At 58.5% G+C, this 14,271-nt stretch carries 13 protein-coding genes; 8 read left to right on the top strand and 5 right to left on the bottom strand.

What is annotated here, in order from left to right; translation table 11 throughout:
- Nucleotides 1-71: 71 nt before the first annotated feature.
- Entirely contained in the window at nucleotides 72-1,265 is a 1,194-nt protein-coding gene (locus HEP89_RS25050) for an aminotransferase class V-fold PLP-dependent enzyme (protein ID WP_168693299.1), read from the bottom strand.
- Between the two features lie 53 nt (nucleotides 1,266-1,318).
- Here HEP89_RS25050 and HEP89_RS25045 point away from each other — a divergent pair, with 53 nt between their 5' ends.
- Nucleotides 1,319-1,915: a hypothetical protein gene (locus HEP89_RS25045; protein ID WP_023003901.1), complete on the top strand. Its 597-nt coding sequence runs from the start codon at nucleotides 1,319-1,321 to the stop codon at nucleotides 1,913-1,915.
- Nucleotides 1,916-1,929: 14 nt separating this feature from the next.
- Here HEP89_RS25045 and HEP89_RS25040 read toward each other — a convergent pair whose 3' ends face one another.
- A complete protein-coding gene (locus tag HEP89_RS25040; protein ID WP_031270701.1) occupies nucleotides 1,930-2,661 on the bottom strand; it encodes a VIT1/CCC1 transporter family protein in 732 nt (243 codons plus the stop codon).
- 279 nt (nucleotides 2,662-2,940) lie between these two features.
- Between HEP89_RS25040 and HEP89_RS25035 the strand changes: the two genes are divergently transcribed.
- The 5 genes from HEP89_RS25035 to gltX all read left to right on the top strand — a co-directional run bounded on the left by HEP89_RS25035 (nucleotide 2,941) and on the right by gltX (nucleotide 9,644).
- Nucleotides 2,941-4,323 (top strand): class II 3-deoxy-7-phosphoheptulonate synthase, encoded by a 1,383-nt coding sequence (locus tag HEP89_RS25035; RefSeq protein WP_023003903.1) that lies wholly within the window; start codon nucleotides 2,941-2,943, stop codon nucleotides 4,321-4,323.
- A 165-nt stretch (nucleotides 4,324-4,488) separates the two neighbouring features.
- Nucleotides 4,489-5,022, top strand: coding sequence for a response regulator (locus HEP89_RS25030; protein WP_209014822.1), 534 nt, complete (start codon nucleotides 4,489-4,491; stop codon nucleotides 5,020-5,022).
- Between the two features lie 144 nt (nucleotides 5,023-5,166).
- Nucleotides 5,167-6,834, top strand: a complete 1,668-nt coding sequence (locus HEP89_RS25025; protein ID WP_152511154.1) for an NAD+ synthase — start codon at nucleotides 5,167-5,169, stop codon at nucleotides 6,832-6,834.
- A 178-nt stretch (nucleotides 6,835-7,012) separates the two neighbouring features.
- On the top strand, nucleotides 7,013-8,230 hold the full coding sequence (locus tag HEP89_RS25020) for an MFS transporter (protein WP_075281526.1): 1,218 nt from the start codon (nucleotides 7,013-7,015) through the stop codon (nucleotides 8,228-8,230).
- Between the two features lie 52 nt (nucleotides 8,231-8,282).
- Entirely contained in the window at nucleotides 8,283-9,644 is a 1,362-nt protein-coding gene (gene gltX, locus HEP89_RS25015) for a glutamate--tRNA ligase (RefSeq protein WP_168693298.1), read from the top strand.
- On the opposite strand, the gene HEP89_RS25010 is transcribed toward gltX, so the two are convergent.
- Both HEP89_RS25010 and HEP89_RS25005 read right to left on the bottom strand, forming a co-directional pair.
- Nucleotides 9,607-10,947, bottom strand: a complete 1,341-nt coding sequence (locus HEP89_RS25010; protein ID WP_168693297.1) for a DUF2865 domain-containing protein — start codon at nucleotides 10,945-10,947, stop codon at nucleotides 9,607-9,609. The two genes, gltX and HEP89_RS25010, sit on opposite strands and share 38 nt — an antisense overlap.
- A 136-nt stretch (nucleotides 10,948-11,083) precedes the next feature.
- The gene (locus tag HEP89_RS25005; protein WP_023003909.1) at nucleotides 11,084-11,584 is read right to left on the bottom strand and encodes a MarR family winged helix-turn-helix transcriptional regulator; all 501 of its coding nucleotides are present in this window, start codon (nucleotides 11,582-11,584) and stop codon (nucleotides 11,084-11,086) included.
- 370 nt (nucleotides 11,585-11,954) lie between these two features.
- On the opposite strand from HEP89_RS25005, the gene HEP89_RS25000 reads away from it, so the two are divergent.
- Together HEP89_RS25000 and HEP89_RS24995 are read left to right on the top strand one after the other, a co-directional pair.
- Nucleotides 11,955-13,205, top strand: a complete 1,251-nt coding sequence (locus HEP89_RS25000) for an MBL fold metallo-hydrolase (RefSeq protein WP_209014821.1) — start codon at nucleotides 11,955-11,957, stop codon at nucleotides 13,203-13,205.
- Between the two features lie 136 nt (nucleotides 13,206-13,341).
- Nucleotides 13,342-13,857 carry a CreA family protein gene (locus HEP89_RS24995; protein WP_168693296.1) on the top strand — a complete coding sequence of 172 codons (516 nt, stop codon included), beginning with the start codon at nucleotides 13,342-13,344 and terminating at the stop codon, nucleotides 13,855-13,857.
- A gap of 27 nt (nucleotides 13,858-13,884) precedes the next feature.
- Here the strand turns inward: HEP89_RS24995 and HEP89_RS24990 are convergent, their stop codons facing one another.
- Nucleotides 13,885-14,226 carry a metalloregulator ArsR/SmtB family transcription factor gene (locus HEP89_RS24990; protein WP_062489081.1) on the bottom strand — a complete coding sequence of 114 codons (342 nt, stop codon included), beginning with the start codon at nucleotides 14,224-14,226 and terminating at the stop codon, nucleotides 13,885-13,887.
- Nucleotides 14,227-14,271 lie beyond the last annotated feature (45 nt).

Genomic DNA, 14,271 nt, shown 5'->3' with positions numbered 1-14,271 from the left:
CCGGATGCGACAGCTGTTTAGCCGAAGAACTTTAACACCGGGTGGGGGAGGCGCTTTTTTAGGGTGCTCACCTAGCGAAAACTACCGAGACACTTAACAAAGCGTTCAATTTCCTCTTCGCAATTGAACGCATGAACGGACGCCCGCACCACGGCGTCAAGACCCCGGAGCGGCAAGTCGATCCGGGCTGAGCTGGCTTGGCTGACCGAAACGTTGATACCGGCTTGCCCGAGCCGTAGCTTGGTCTGTGCCGGGCTTTCACCGGCCAGCGAGAACGTGACGATGCCGCCCTTGCGCTGGCCCTTGTCGTGAAGGGTTACCTCGGGAAGTGCAGATAGCTCAGACCGGAGCTGAGCGCCAAGCCCGCAGATCCTGTTGCCGATCCGCTCCATGCCGAAGCCGATGGCATAGCTGACTGCAACACCCAGGCCGATCTGCCCCGCGACATAGCGTTCCCAGGTTTCGAAACGGCGTGCGTGGGGAACAAGTTCATAACGATCCTCGTCGATCCACTCCGTTGCCTGAAGATCGACAAACGGCGGTTCTACCTGGTCAAGCACGGCGTCGCTGACGTAGAGAAATCCGGTGCCGCGCGGACCGCGCAGATATTTGCGCCCGGTGCCGGACAGGATATGGCAACCGATTTCGTTGACATTCAGCGGAATCTGCCCTGCGGACTGACACGCGTCGAGAAGGTAAAGGACACCCGTTTGCCGTGCGATCTCTCCAACCTCTTCGGCAGGATTGATCAGTCCGGAAAAGGTCGGGACGTGCGTAAGGGCGATGAGCCGCGTTTTCGGACCAATCGCGGCTTTCAGGGCCTTCAGGTCGATTTGCCCGAATTCATCGTCCTCGACAATATCGATCTCGATCCCCTTGCGGCGTTTCTTCTGCAGCAGGGCAACGTAGTTGGAGACGTATTCGGCACGGCCGGTGACAACCCGGTCTCCTTCGCGGAAGTCGATGCCGTAAAAAGCCATGTCCCAGGCCCGGGTGGCATTTTCGATATAGGCGATTTCCTGCGGTTTGCTGCCGATCAAAGCTGCCAGAGACGTATAAAAGGTGTCCATTGCGGTCTTGGCGGCCGCAGCGGCTTCATATCCGCCGAGGGTCGCTTCAAGATCAAGATGCTGCTTAACTGCTTCAAGAACAGGAGTGGGGGCCAGCCCCGTTCCCGCATTGTTAAAGTGAATGAGCTGACGTACACCCGGAGTATCGTCCCTCATGAGGTCGATATCCTGCTGGGTAAGAGACGGAACGATCATGAAACCCTCGGAAACAATCTAAGAAAAACATACAAGCACTAGACAAGCACCAGATGACGATCACATATTTTGGTTATGGTTCCCTAGTCAATATTGACACTATTCCCGCCGGCGTTGAAGTGACGCCCGGAACCCTTCACGGTTGGGTGCGGGAATGGAAAGTGTGCGGCGAGAGCCCGGACGGCCAGGGGCGCTGCGCCCTGACTGTACGGGAAAAGGAAGGATCACGCATCATGGGGGTGATGGCGCGTGAACCCAAGACCCGCCTTGCCGAGTTGGAACTGCGCGAGAAACGATACCTGAAGGTCGAAGCTGTCGGCGGCGCATTTCGTTGCGACGCGTCCATGCGGCCGGGGCCCGACGAACTGTTTCTTTTTAGGGCTGCGCCCGAACATTGTCGCTGGGGCACGGACAAACATCCGATCCTGCAAAGTTACCTGGATTGCGTTCTGGCCGGGTTCTACCGTTTTTGGGGCGAAGCAGGGATCGATCATTTTCTGGAAACGACTGAAGGCTGGCATGTGCCAGTACTGCCGGACCGTGCAAATCCGCTCTATCCGCGCAAGATTGTGCTCGATCCGGAAGTGGCGAAGCTGATCGACAGCAAGTTGAAAGACCTCGGGATCAACTTTCTTTCCCCGGCCACTTAGGCATTATCGTACCGTCAGCCGAGCAGCGTTTGCAGGCCGTATCCGACCGCAAAGGCGATGCCCGCGGCCAGGGTGCCGATTGCGCTTGTTTCCAGCCCGCAGGAAAACCAATGCCGCTGCGACCAGCGCGCCCTCAGGGAGCCGATGGTAAAAAAGGCGAGTATCGTGAGGATAGTCGCGGTTTCTGCACTGGCTGGCACCGGAATGACGAACGGCAGCAGTGGGATCGAGCCGAACAGAACAAAGGCGGCGAAGGTGTAAAGCGCTGCCCTCATTGGCGATCGCGCCGTGTTCGACAGACCGTATTCGGCCTGCATCATGGTTTCGATCCAGATGGATTTGTTGGAGGAGACCAGCTCGACCAGGGTTTCCAGGTCTGGTCCGTCATAGCCCTTGGCGCGGAAAATCTGCCGGATTTCCTCCCGTTCGCCATCTGGCGCCACGGCGATGTGCTTTTCCTCGACCGCCTTGAGGCGCGCGTAATCCTCGATTTCGGATTTGGAACCGGTGTAGTTGGCTGCCGCCATGGAAAACCCGTCGGCAAACAGGTTGGCAGCTCCCAGGATGAGGATAATCGTCGGAGAGAGATCCGCGCCGACAGACCCTGCAACAATGGCAAAGGTGGTGACGGCGCCGTCTATGCCGCCATAGACCCAGTCTCTCAGATAGCTTGCATCCGGTCCTGAAGCGAGCCGGTTCGCAATGTCATCGGGCCTGTGGCTATGCTCCAGACGAGGTGTCGGCATGAGGTCATCCTGTATGATTTCACACACGATGCCCCCCCTGGATCACCACCCGCAATGATCCGCCTCAAAGGCAAGGATTTCGTGTCCACGCAGAAGTGGCGAAAATGATCCTTAAAACAGGGTATATTTTGGGGGATTGCCCTGTGGCCTTGGCGGCCCATGAAGTGTATAAGGCCGCACGTTTGCCTTCAATTGGCAGGCCCAAACGAACGAAAATGTCGCGGACCGCGTGATCTAGGGTGTGAAACGAACCTGCGGGTCCAGTGAGGAGTAGGAAGTATGGCGGAGAAGTGGAGCCCGGACAGCTGGAGATCGAAGCCGATCTTGCAGGTTCCGGAATACCCGGATCAAGAGGCTTTGGCGGATGTTGAACAGCGCCTGTCGACTTATCCGCCGCTGGTTTTTGCAGGTGAGGCACGTGCGCTGAAGAGCCAGCTGGCAAATGTCGCGCAGGGCAACGGTTTTCTGCTCCAGGGCGGTGACTGCGCCGAAAGCTTTGCCGAGCATCACCCCGACCACATCCGTGATTTCTTCCGCGTCTTCCTGCAAATGGCCGTCGTGCTGACTTATGCCGCCAGCCAGCCGGTTGTGAAAGTCGGCCGTATCGCCGGTCAGTTCGCCAAGCCGCGTTCTTCCAATTTCGAGAAGAAGGGTGACGTCGAACTGCCGAGCTACCGCGGCGACATCATCAACGACATCAATTTCACCCCGGAAAGCCGTATCCCGGATCCGGGCCGCATGGCCATGGCTTATCGCCAGTCGGCAGCCACGCTGAACCTTTTGCGCGCTTTCGCGCAGGGTGGTTTCGCAAACCTCGACCAGGTTCATCGCTGGATGCTCGGCTTCATTTCCGATAGCCCGCAGGGCCATCGCTACAAGGAACTGGCCGACCGCATTTCGGAGTCGCTGAACTTCATGAAGGCCTGCGGCATCAACGCCGATAGCGTTCCGCAGCTTCGGTCGACCGATTTCTTCACCAGCCATGAAGCTCTGCTGCTTGGCTATGAAGAAGCCCTGACGCGCGTCGATTCCACCTCGGGTGACTGGTATGCGACTTCCGGCCACATGATCTGGATCGGCGACCGGACTCGTCAGCCGGACCATGCCCATGTGGAATTCTTCCGCGGTATCAAGAACCCGATCGGCCTCAAGTGTGGCCCGTCCATGTCACCGGATGGCCTGCTGGAGCTGATCGACATCCTGAACCCGGAAAACGAACCGGGCCGCTTGACGCTGATCGCCCGCTTCGGCGCCGACAAGGTGTTCGACCACCTGCCGCAGCTCGTTCGCGCTGTCGAGCGGGAAGGCAAGACGGTTGTCTGGTCCTGCGATCCGATGCATGGCAACACCATTTCCGCTGGCGGTTACAAGACCCGTCCATTCGACCGGATCCTGAAAGAAGTGGAAGCCTTCTTTGCGGTTCATCGTGCGGAAGGCACGCATGCCGGTGGTGTTCACATCGAAATGACCGGCCGGAACGTGACCGAGTGCACGGGTGGGGCACGCGCCCTGACCGAGGACCAGCTCGGCGACCGGTACCACACCCATTGCGACCCGCGCCTCAATGCGGATCAGGCGCTGGAGCTTGCATTCCTGATTGCGGAAAACCTGAAGAAGGAACGCGACGGCCGGCAGGTCGAGCCGCTTGCGGCAAGCGCATAAAGAGGATTGCCTCTTCCGTTACGTTATCTGAAAGGGCGGCATTTGCCGCCCTTTTGCGTTTTTTCCGGAATTTTCCGGATGAACGTGCCCTGAGGTAAGCCTCGCTTAACGCTCGACGCGCATACCTTCTTTTTAGGGAAACGGGTGTAGTGGGGAGTTTGAGTTGTGCGCGATAAGTGGGATCTGACGAAGGTTTCCTGCCTGATTGCGGAAGACAATCCCCATATGCGCTCGATCCTCCGCTCCGTGCTGGCGGGCTTCGGCATCCGTTCGGCCTATGAAGCCAGTGATGGTGCGGAAGCCCTGGAAATGGTCGTCGACCGCAAGCCGGACATTGTGCTTTGCGACTGGGTGATGAGCCCCTTTGGCGGCAATGAGTTTCTCCGCATCCTTCGTGCCGACAGGGACCTTGTGGTCAGCACCACGCCGGTTCTGATCGTGACTGCCCATGCCAAGCGCGCGACAATCCTGGAAGGCATCGAGATCGGTATTCACGGGTTCGTCGCCAAACCGATCGCTCCTGCCATCTTATATCGTCACATCGGGGAAATCCTTGAACGGCAGGAGATGCATGGGCGCTCGAAAGGTCTTCTCGGCCCCGGGCATCAGCAGCCGCTGCGCAAACTGAATGGCACGGACATCTCGTCCACGGCAGCATCGGAACCTTCAGCCGATCAAGCCGGGCTCGCCTTGCTCTGACGATGCCTTCGGGCATGGCCCATCACGACCGGGCTTTTGACAGGTGCCGGCAAATCTACTTCTGGACGTATGCAAATTCAGATTGGACGTTCGCTGATCTAGCGGCTACACCAGAAAGCAATGTCACTTCCTGGTAATTTTCCGATGATTTCAGACCGTTTCAGACTGGCTGTCGCGCAGCTAAACCCGACTGTTGGCGATGTGGCCGGCAACGCAGAGCTCGTTCGCAAGGCCCGTCAGGAAGCCGCCTCTCAAGGGGCCGACCTTGTCTTGACCTCCGAACTGATGCTCGCCGGGTATTTGCCGGAAGACCTTGTTCTGAAACCGGCTTTCGTCAGGCGCTGCATGGAGGCGGCCGAAACTCTTGCCGGTGAAACCGCCGATGGCGGTCCGGGAATCGTGCTGGGGTCTCCCTGGCGTAGCGAGGAAGGTAAAGTCTATAACGCTGCCCTGCTGCTGGACCAGGGTGAGATCAAGGCCGTTCGCTACAAGTACGACCTGCCCAACTATAGCGTTTTTGACGAGAAGCGGGTTTTTGCTGCAGGCCCCTTGCCCGGACCTGTCGACTTCCGCGGTGTGCGCATCGGCTTGCCGATCTGCGAGGACATCTGGAACGACGAGGTTTGCGAGTGTCTGGAGGAAACCGGCGCGGAGCTGCTGCTGGTTCCCAATGGCTCTCCCTACTGGGAACACCGGGCTGAACACCGTCTGCAGGTGGTTGTTTCGCGTGTGGTCCAGACCGGATTGCCGCTGATCTACTGCAACCAGCTTGGCGGGCAGGACGAGCTTGTTTTCGACGGCGGATCTTTCGCGCTTCTGGCCGATCGCTCGCTGGCATTCCAGATGCCCCAGTTTGAAGCTGCTCTTGGTATCAGTGACTGGAAGCGCGAGGGCGAGACCTGGGTTTGCGAGAACGGCACTTTTGCAAGGCTTCCGGAACTCGATGAGGCGAATTGGCGGGCCTGCGTCATGGGCCTTGGAGACTACGTCACCAAAAATGGCTTTCCGGGGGTCGTACTGGGTCTTTCCGGTGGTATCGACTCGGCCATCTGTGCCGCAATGGCGGTAGATGCGCTCGGCGCCGACAAGGTCCATGCGATCATGTTGCCCTATCGCTATACCTCGGAAGAAAGCATCACCGATGCGGCCGCCTGCGCCAACGCGCTGGGTATTCGCTATGACACTGTGCCGATTTCCGAACCGGTTGAAGGCTTCAGGTCGGCGCTGAGCGATTTGTTTGCCGGCACGAACGAAGACACGACCGAAGAAAACCTTCAATCGCGTGCGCGTGGTGTCATCCTGATGGCAGTTTCCAACAAGTTCGGGCGCATGGTCATGACCACCGGCAACAAGTCGGAAATGTCGGTCGGCTACGCCACGCTTTATGGCGACATGAACGGTGGCTACAATCCGATCAAGGATCTCTACAAGACGCAGGTCTATCACCTGGCTGCATGGCGCAATGCCAACCTGCCGGAAGGGCTGCTTGGTCCGGGTGGAGAAGTTATTCCGTCCAATATCATCACCAAGGTGCCGACTGCCGAACTGCGTGAAAACCAGACCGATCAGGATTCCCTGCCACCTTACGACGTTCTTGACGACATCCTGGAATGTCTGGTGGAAGACGAGATGTCGGTGGGCGACATTGAAAAACGCGGTCACGACCGGGCACTGATCCACCGGATCGAACATCTTCTTTATATTGCCGAATACAAACGCCGGCAGGCGCCTCCGGGGGTGAAGATCACCGAGCGCAACTTCGGCAAGGACCGGCGATATCCCATCACCAACAGGTTCCGCGATCGCTCTTGAGGGGCAGGGCATTCATCAGTGCTTGCCTGGCTGATGTTTCGCAGAATCTGATCGTTTGAATTCGAACGGGCGTGAAAGAAAGCTACCGCCTCATCCTTCGAGACGGCGTTACGCGCTTTCGCAGGATGGGTTGTTTTGTGGATCGTCAGTTGTTTGTTGAAAGTGGGCTTTTGCCTCGATGACCTATTTCTCCTTCCTGCGTGAAAATGCCCGCTGGCTTGCCGCCAGTTACCTGCTCGCGGTCTTTTCCGGCTTCGGGCAGACGTTTTTCATCTCGCTCTCGGCGGGGGACCTCAGGGCGGAGTTTGGTCTCAGTCACGGTGACATTGGCCTGCTTTACATGGTGGCGACCCTCGGCAGCGCTCTGACCCTGCCTTATGTCGGTCGCAGCCTGGATCACTTCCCGGTACAGAAGATCGCAGCGGTGGTGATGACAGGTCTCGCCCTGTTCTGCCTGGCGATGGCCAACACGTTTTCCGTCTGGATGGTCGGACTTGCCTTTTATGGCCTCCGGCTGTGCGGGCAGGGCATGATGACCCACACGTCGGTGACCGCTGCCGGGCGATGGTTCACGGCGCAGCGGGGCCGGGCGGTGTCGATCGCCGTTCTCGGTTTTCCGACGGCTGAAGCGCTGTTTCCGCTTTGCTTCGTCGTCCTGGCCAATGCCTTCGGATGGCGCGGTGCCTGGACGGTATCGGCCATCGTGCTGGCTGTTGTCGCCCTGCCGGTCTTGTTGACGCTCCTGGCAAAGGACCGCATCCCTTCCGCGCTCGAAACGGCCTCGGCCAAACCGGAAGGCCGCCAGTGGACACGAGGGGAAGCGCTGCGCGATGTCCGCTTCTGGCTGGTCAACTGCGGTGTCAACGCACCGGCCTTTATCGGCACGGCAATCTTCTTCCACCAGGTCTATCTGGTGGAACTGAGAGGGTGGACGCTGGAATTGTTTGCAAGCGCCTTTCTGCTGATGGCTTCCGGCGTGGTCTGTGCATCCCTGGTGATAGGCCCGTTGATCGACCGGTTTTCCGCGCGTCAGTTGCTGCCTTTCACCCTTGTTCCCCTGACACTTGCCTGTTTCGTGCTGGCCAATTTCCACGCGCCAGCGGCTGCTTTCGTTTTCATGCTGCTTGTCGGCATCTCGAACGGTTTCAACAGCACGCTGGTGGGCGCGCTTTGGCCGGAGGTTTACGGCACGCGGCACATGGGGGCCATTCGGTCTGTCGCGTTTTCGGTGATGGTGTTTGCTTCCGCGGCCGGTCCGGGTCTCGTCGGCTGGCTGATCGACAAAGGTGTCTCGTTCGACCTGCAAGTCATGGCAATGGGGGGCTACTGCCTCGTTTTCTGCGGTGTGCTCGGGTTCGTGTCGCGCACCTACCGGTCTTCCGAACATTCTTCGTAAGGTCCGGTAGTTTGGGGTTGCCGTCCGGTTCAACCCCGGCTAACTCATCGCCATGACCGTCACTGTTCGCTTCGCGCCGTCGCCGACCGGCCATATCCACATCGGCAACATCCGTCCTGCGCTCTACAACTGGCTTTTTGCCAAGAAGATGGGCGGCAGGTTCATTCTGCGTTTCGATGACACGGACCTCGTCCGCTCGAAGCAGGAATATGCCGATTCCATCGAGACTGACCTTCACTGGCTCGGGATCGAACCGGACCTGAAGGAGCGGCAGTCGGACCGGATCGCCAACTACGATGCAGCAGCTCAGAAGCTGAAAGATGCGGGCCTGCTTTACCCGTGTTACGAAACGCCGGATGAACTGGAACGCCGCCGGTCGCGCCAGCGAGCGCTCGGCAGACCTCCGGTCTACGACCGTGCAGGCCTGAAGCAGACCGCGGAAGAGCGAGCGGCTTTCGAAGCCGAAGGCCGCAAGCCGCATTGGCGTTTTGTCCTGCCGAACCACGACGGAAACCCGTTTGAAACCAGACGTACGGATGTCGCCTGGTCGGATCTGTGCCGCGGCGACCAGACAATCGATCTGGCCTCCATGTCCGATCCGGTTCTGATCCGTGCGGACGGTTCGTATCTCTACACCTTCACCTCAATTGTCGATGACATCGACATGGAGGTGACCCACATCATTCGCGGCGAAGATCACGTCTCCAACACAGGCGTCCAGATTGCCATCTTCGAGGCGATGGGGGCAAAGCCGCCGGTATTCGGTCATCACAACCTCCTGACGACGATCGATGGCGAAGGCCTTTCGAAGCGCAAGGGGGCATTGTCCATAGGTTCGCTGCGCGAGGCCGGGCTTGAGCCAATGGCGGTCGCTTCCCTTGCCGTTTTGACCGGAACCAGTCAGGCGGTCGAGCCGGTTGCATCCATGGATGCCCTGATCGAGAAATTCGACCTGACCAGCGTTTCGCGATCCTCCGCAAAGTTTGATCCGGAAGAGCTGAAATCCCTCAACGCGCGCCTCGTACATGATCTGCCCTATGAGGCGGTGGAGAGCCGTCTTGCAGCGATGGGCATCAGTGGGGGGGCTGATTTTTGGGATACCGTGCGTGGCAACTGCGAAACAGTTGACGACGCGCGTGCCTATTGGCAGGTCGTCACGGGTCCCGTGGAAAGCCGGATCGAGGACGAAGACCAGGAATTCGTTTCAGGTGCAAAGGCCTTGCTGCCCGAGGGCGACATCACCCTGGAGACCTGGGGAGAGTGGACGTCTGCTCTGAAGGCTGAAACCGGCCGTAAGGGTCGTGGCCTGTTCATGCCGTTGCGCAGGGTGCTGACCGGGATGGATCACGGTCCGGACATGAAGGCCTTGCTGCCGCTTATTGGGCGACAAAATATTCTGGACCGACTACCCTGACAGGGGCCTTTCGGTCCGGCGCTGCGCTAAAACCGTCGTCTTCTTCCTTGAACACAGGCGAAAAAGCCGCCAGTTCCTCGTCATCCGTTTCCTTGGGGGAATGGATCGACAGGACCGGGAAACCGTCCTTGAAACCGGAACTCGAAGCAACCTTGTCCTCGTCGCGCTCAAGTCGTGTCGCGGCGAGATCAAGCCGCGCCGACACGTCGAAGCCCTTTTCCATGTTCATGAGCGTGTCCGGATCTTCAAAACGCGGAAGCTGCGTTCTGGTCAGCGGGGTTCTGGTCAGCGGAGAGGGAAGGTCTTCTTCGTGTTCGTAGGTTCCACCGCGGCTTGGCTGAAGTGTCCGCCTGGGAAGGCCGGCGCTGATGTCGGTGAAGAATACCCTGTTTCCCGAACCGGTGCTGAGATCCGTCCAGGCCGACTGCGCCTTCGATTGCCGCGTTGCACGACAACTGCAGCCTTCAACGAATTCGCTCTTGTAGCGATAGGCGAAGGGCTGTTCGGAGTAGAGGTTGCCGGCCAGAGACATCATCTGGGCCTGGTCGCCACCCGGGTTGCGATAGACGTATAGTTCGGTTTCCGCAGCCGGACAGATTTCCGAACATCTTGCTTCGTCATTGGCAAACTGGCTCTTGCCCGTCGAAAAACTTACCGGGAAGAAATAGCCGTCGCAGGTTCTGACACAAACGGTCCGGAATGCGCCACCGGAAGGCAGGGAATATCGTTTGGTTTCGCTGCGGGCTTGCCGGCGCACCGAAGCGATTTCCCGGTCGCCCGTCGTTACGGAGGCAAGTTCGACGCGCGGCTGCGGGTTGAAGATGCGTGCCAGAAGAGACTGCGGCTTGTCCTCACCTCTGGCGTTTTGTTGGCGTGCTTCGCGGGTCGGGGCATCACATTTCTGTTTTGCCAGCGAGGCCCGGATCTGCCTTACACGTTTTGCATTCTTAGACGATCCGCCACCGGATTTCGCAAGCTGACGTTCAATCGCAGAAAGGTTGGCCTTCATGCGCTTGATCTTGTCATTTAGACCGCTGCATTTGGGGGATGCGTTTGAAGCGCAGCCGAAGTAGTTTGCATCCCGTTCTGCGGCATTGATGGCCTTTTGCTGCTGGGATTTGGCGGTGGTCCATTTCTGGGCTGCGGGAGACCGTGCCGTCGAACGCGATTCCAGCCGCTGCAGTTCGTCCTTCAGGCTGGAGCAGGTGGCCGCGCTCGCGGTATGTGCGCACAGCACAAGCCCGACACCAAACGCGACAGCGCGTGCCATAACCTTGGACCCGGCAGACCAGCTACGTCTCATCACCCATCCCCTACAGCGTTTTTGCCACGCCGTATCGGCCTTCAACCGACCCCGGCACTATCGCTGCTGGACCTATCAATAGCAATGAAAGCTCTCACGTTAGGTTAATGGCGGAGCGGCAGGACCACGCAGGATTTCAGTCGCTTTCCCCGGATCGCGTGGCCTCGTGCAGACGGTCGAAAATCTCGTCCAGGACCGATTTCTGTTCCTCTGTCAGCGCGTCTTCCAGGCTCTTGCTGTAGGCGAGGGCTTGAGGGACAATCTCTTCGTACATGGCATTGCCCTGGTCAGAGAGGCACAGGGTCTGTTCCCGCTGATCGTCCCTGTTCTTGTCGCGCACAATAAGGTCGCGCTTTTCCAGGGCGGCGACTGCCCGGCTGACCTTGGTCTTGTGCATGGAGGTTGCCTGGCTGATATCTCGTGCGGTCATGGCCTTGTATTCGCCAAGAGTGGCAAGCACCCGCCATTCAGGAATCCCGATACCGTAGGTGTCGGCATAAATCCTGGAGAAGGACCTGCTGACGGTCTCGGCAAGATGGTTGAGCCTGTAAGGCAGGAATGCGCTCAGCTTCAGGACAGGTTTGGAAGGTACCTTGCCTGGGGAAACAGTGGATTTGGACCCTTGCTGATCGGACATGGATAAGTCGACGCCTTGGAGATTCGTTAAGCCTGATTGAGCAGGCAGATGAACAATGCCGTTATCCGGCCATTTTCTGTGACTAGCAAGTATATCCGGTTGAATAACCCCGGAAAGACACCCCGGGCAGCTACGAAAAAGTAGCAGGATTGAAAGCAAGTATGGCGAAGAGCTTTGTCTGGTGCAGTCAAAATACGGCGAAAGAGCTGACCTATCTGTTGATAAAGAGAGAATAGTTAAGGAATTGGCGCGTGAAAAATTGCGAATCAGACACCGAAACTGAGACGCTTCAGTCAACAGGAAAAAGCGCGGCAAAGTTCGTGCAGGCCGAAACAGGCAGTCAGACATCTGGCAGGAAAGCGAGACCGTTATGGTAGAGATGACAAACAGGTCCGAAGCCGTTCCGGGTGAAAACGAACGGTTCGAAGAGCTTGGACGCGGCTGTTATGCCTATAGCGCGGATGGCTGTTCCAACACCGGTGTGGTCATCGGCGAAAAAGGCGTTCTGATTGTCGATGCCCAGGCAACACCGGCCCTTGCGGAAAAGGTTCTGCAGAAGGTTCGCGAGCTCACGGACAAGCCGATCAAACAGGTCGTTTTGACGCACTTCCATTCAGACAACACACTTGGTGCCCTGGCATTCGAGCCGGGCGAGGTCATTGCTTCCGATCTGACCAGACGGATGATGGAAACCCGCGGCGTCGAGGAAATCCGCGTGGCCCGGGAGCGGGATGCGGCACTGTTCGCCGGACTACCCGGCAACACCGGTGTAAGCATGCCGTCCATGACCATTGCATCTTCGATGACCATCGACCTAGGCGAGCTGGACGTCCGACTGATGCATCTGGGCCGAGCCCATACGATGGGCGATCTGGTCGTATGGGTTCCGCAAAGTGGCGTGATCTTCGCGGGGGATCTGGTTCAGAAAGCCGCTGTTCCTTATTGCGGAGATGCCCATCTGGCCGACTGGCCGCGCGCGCTCGACCGCATCACGGCGTTTCGTCCGACTGCGCTGATGCCGGGACGCGGGAAATCCGCCATCGGTGCACAAGCCGTGGCAACGGCTGTTGAAACCACCCGTGATTTTGTCGTGACCTTGCGGGACGCGGCAGCTGCATGTGTCGAGCAGAGCCTTGGTCTGAAGGATACTTTCCAGGCTGTTCGAGACGCGCTTGCTGCCCGTTTCGGCTCGAAGACCGACTTTGAGTTTCACCTGCCCATAAGCGTTGCCCGGGCCTACGACGAAGCTCTTGGCCTCGACCAGCCCCAGATATGGACACGGGAACGGATTGCCGATCTTTACGATGCGCTGGACGGAACAGCCGGCCTGAGTGATGGGGCACCGGAGCAGGTTGCGGCGGAAATGGCTGTCGTCGATGCGCCCGCGGCGGAAGTCTCGGAAGAGGCTTCGGCAACGGGCGGAGAAGCACAAGCATCCGATCTCGTCTCGGACAGCGATTTTGCTGCCTCGCTTGCACTCGGTTCTGAAGAGGAGCAGCCGGAAGACGGCGAAGACTTGGATCTATCGGCCGAGGACATCGTCGAGGACGAAAAGCCGTCAGATACGCCGGCTCCTGAAGAAAAGGCGGCCGCAGACAAGGTTCTTGAAGACGCCCGCTAACATTGCGTCGAAAACCCGGTAAGATGAAGTTATGTGGCGCGCGCCTGCTGGGCGCGCGCTTTGTTTTTCGTCTGACGCTTGATCGCGCTTTCGTGATCCCCACATGTTGGGCGGTTGAAAATCTGGAGGATTTCTAATGCGTTTTCTGGTCACCGCCGCTCTTGGCGCATCTTTGCTGCTGCAAGGCGTGAGCGCTGCTCTTGCGGCGGATGAGCCTGATCTGATCTTCAAGAAATCAACCGTCTGGAAGTTCCTGACGCCCGACCACAAGTTGGCGACCTACGCCATAGACGATCCGATTGTCGACGGTGTCTCCTGCCACTTCACGGTTCCGGAGAAAGGCGGCGTTTCCGGTTGGCTCGGCGTTGCGGAAGAAGTCTCTGACGTATCGTTGGCGTGCCGTCAGGTTGGCCCGGTCACCATCAAGGAGAACTTCGAACAGGGCGAGGAAATGTTCCGCCAGCGCCGCTCGTTCATGTTCAAGAAAATGCGGATCGTCCGTGGCTGCGATGCCAAGCGAAACGTTCTTGTCTATCTGGTCTATTCCGACAAGCTGATTGAAGGCAGCCCTAAAAACTCGACCTCAACCGTGCCGTTGATGCCCTGGGGAGATCAGCAGCCTCCGAAATGCGGTGATTTCGTCCAGGACTAAGGCCGGGGAGTACTCGAAGGACGCGGATCAGTCCGCGTCCAGCGCTTCCAGCTGCTTTGGGCCGGGCAGTTCGGCATCCGCGCAGAAGTTCTTGTAAAGCACGGACATGATGTCCCTGACCGGTTCGCTGGCGAGCCGGTAATAGATGGTCGTGCCTTCGCGACGGGTCGAGACGAGACCCTGCGCGCGCAGAAGAGCGAGCTGCTGCGAGACGGTCGGCATGCGCATGCCGGTTTTTTCCGCAAGTTCGCCAACGCTGCGTTCGTTGTCGAGGACAAGACACATCAACAGCAATCGCGGCGCGGATGCCATCATCTTCAAGAATTCCGCCGCGGATTCTGCTTTATCTTCAAGTGCTTTGTAGTCCATGGGACAACCTTGCCAAACATCGGAGTAAACTGCAAGCAAAGAGGC

This window comes from Labrenzia sp. 5N (assembly GCF_012395805.1).
In the GTDB taxonomy this organism is placed as follows: domain Bacteria; phylum Pseudomonadota; class Alphaproteobacteria; order Rhizobiales; family Stappiaceae; genus Roseibium; species Roseibium algicola.
The sequence above is the reverse complement of the archived record's forward strand: the minus strand, read 5'-3'. Positions and strand labels throughout refer to the sequence as shown.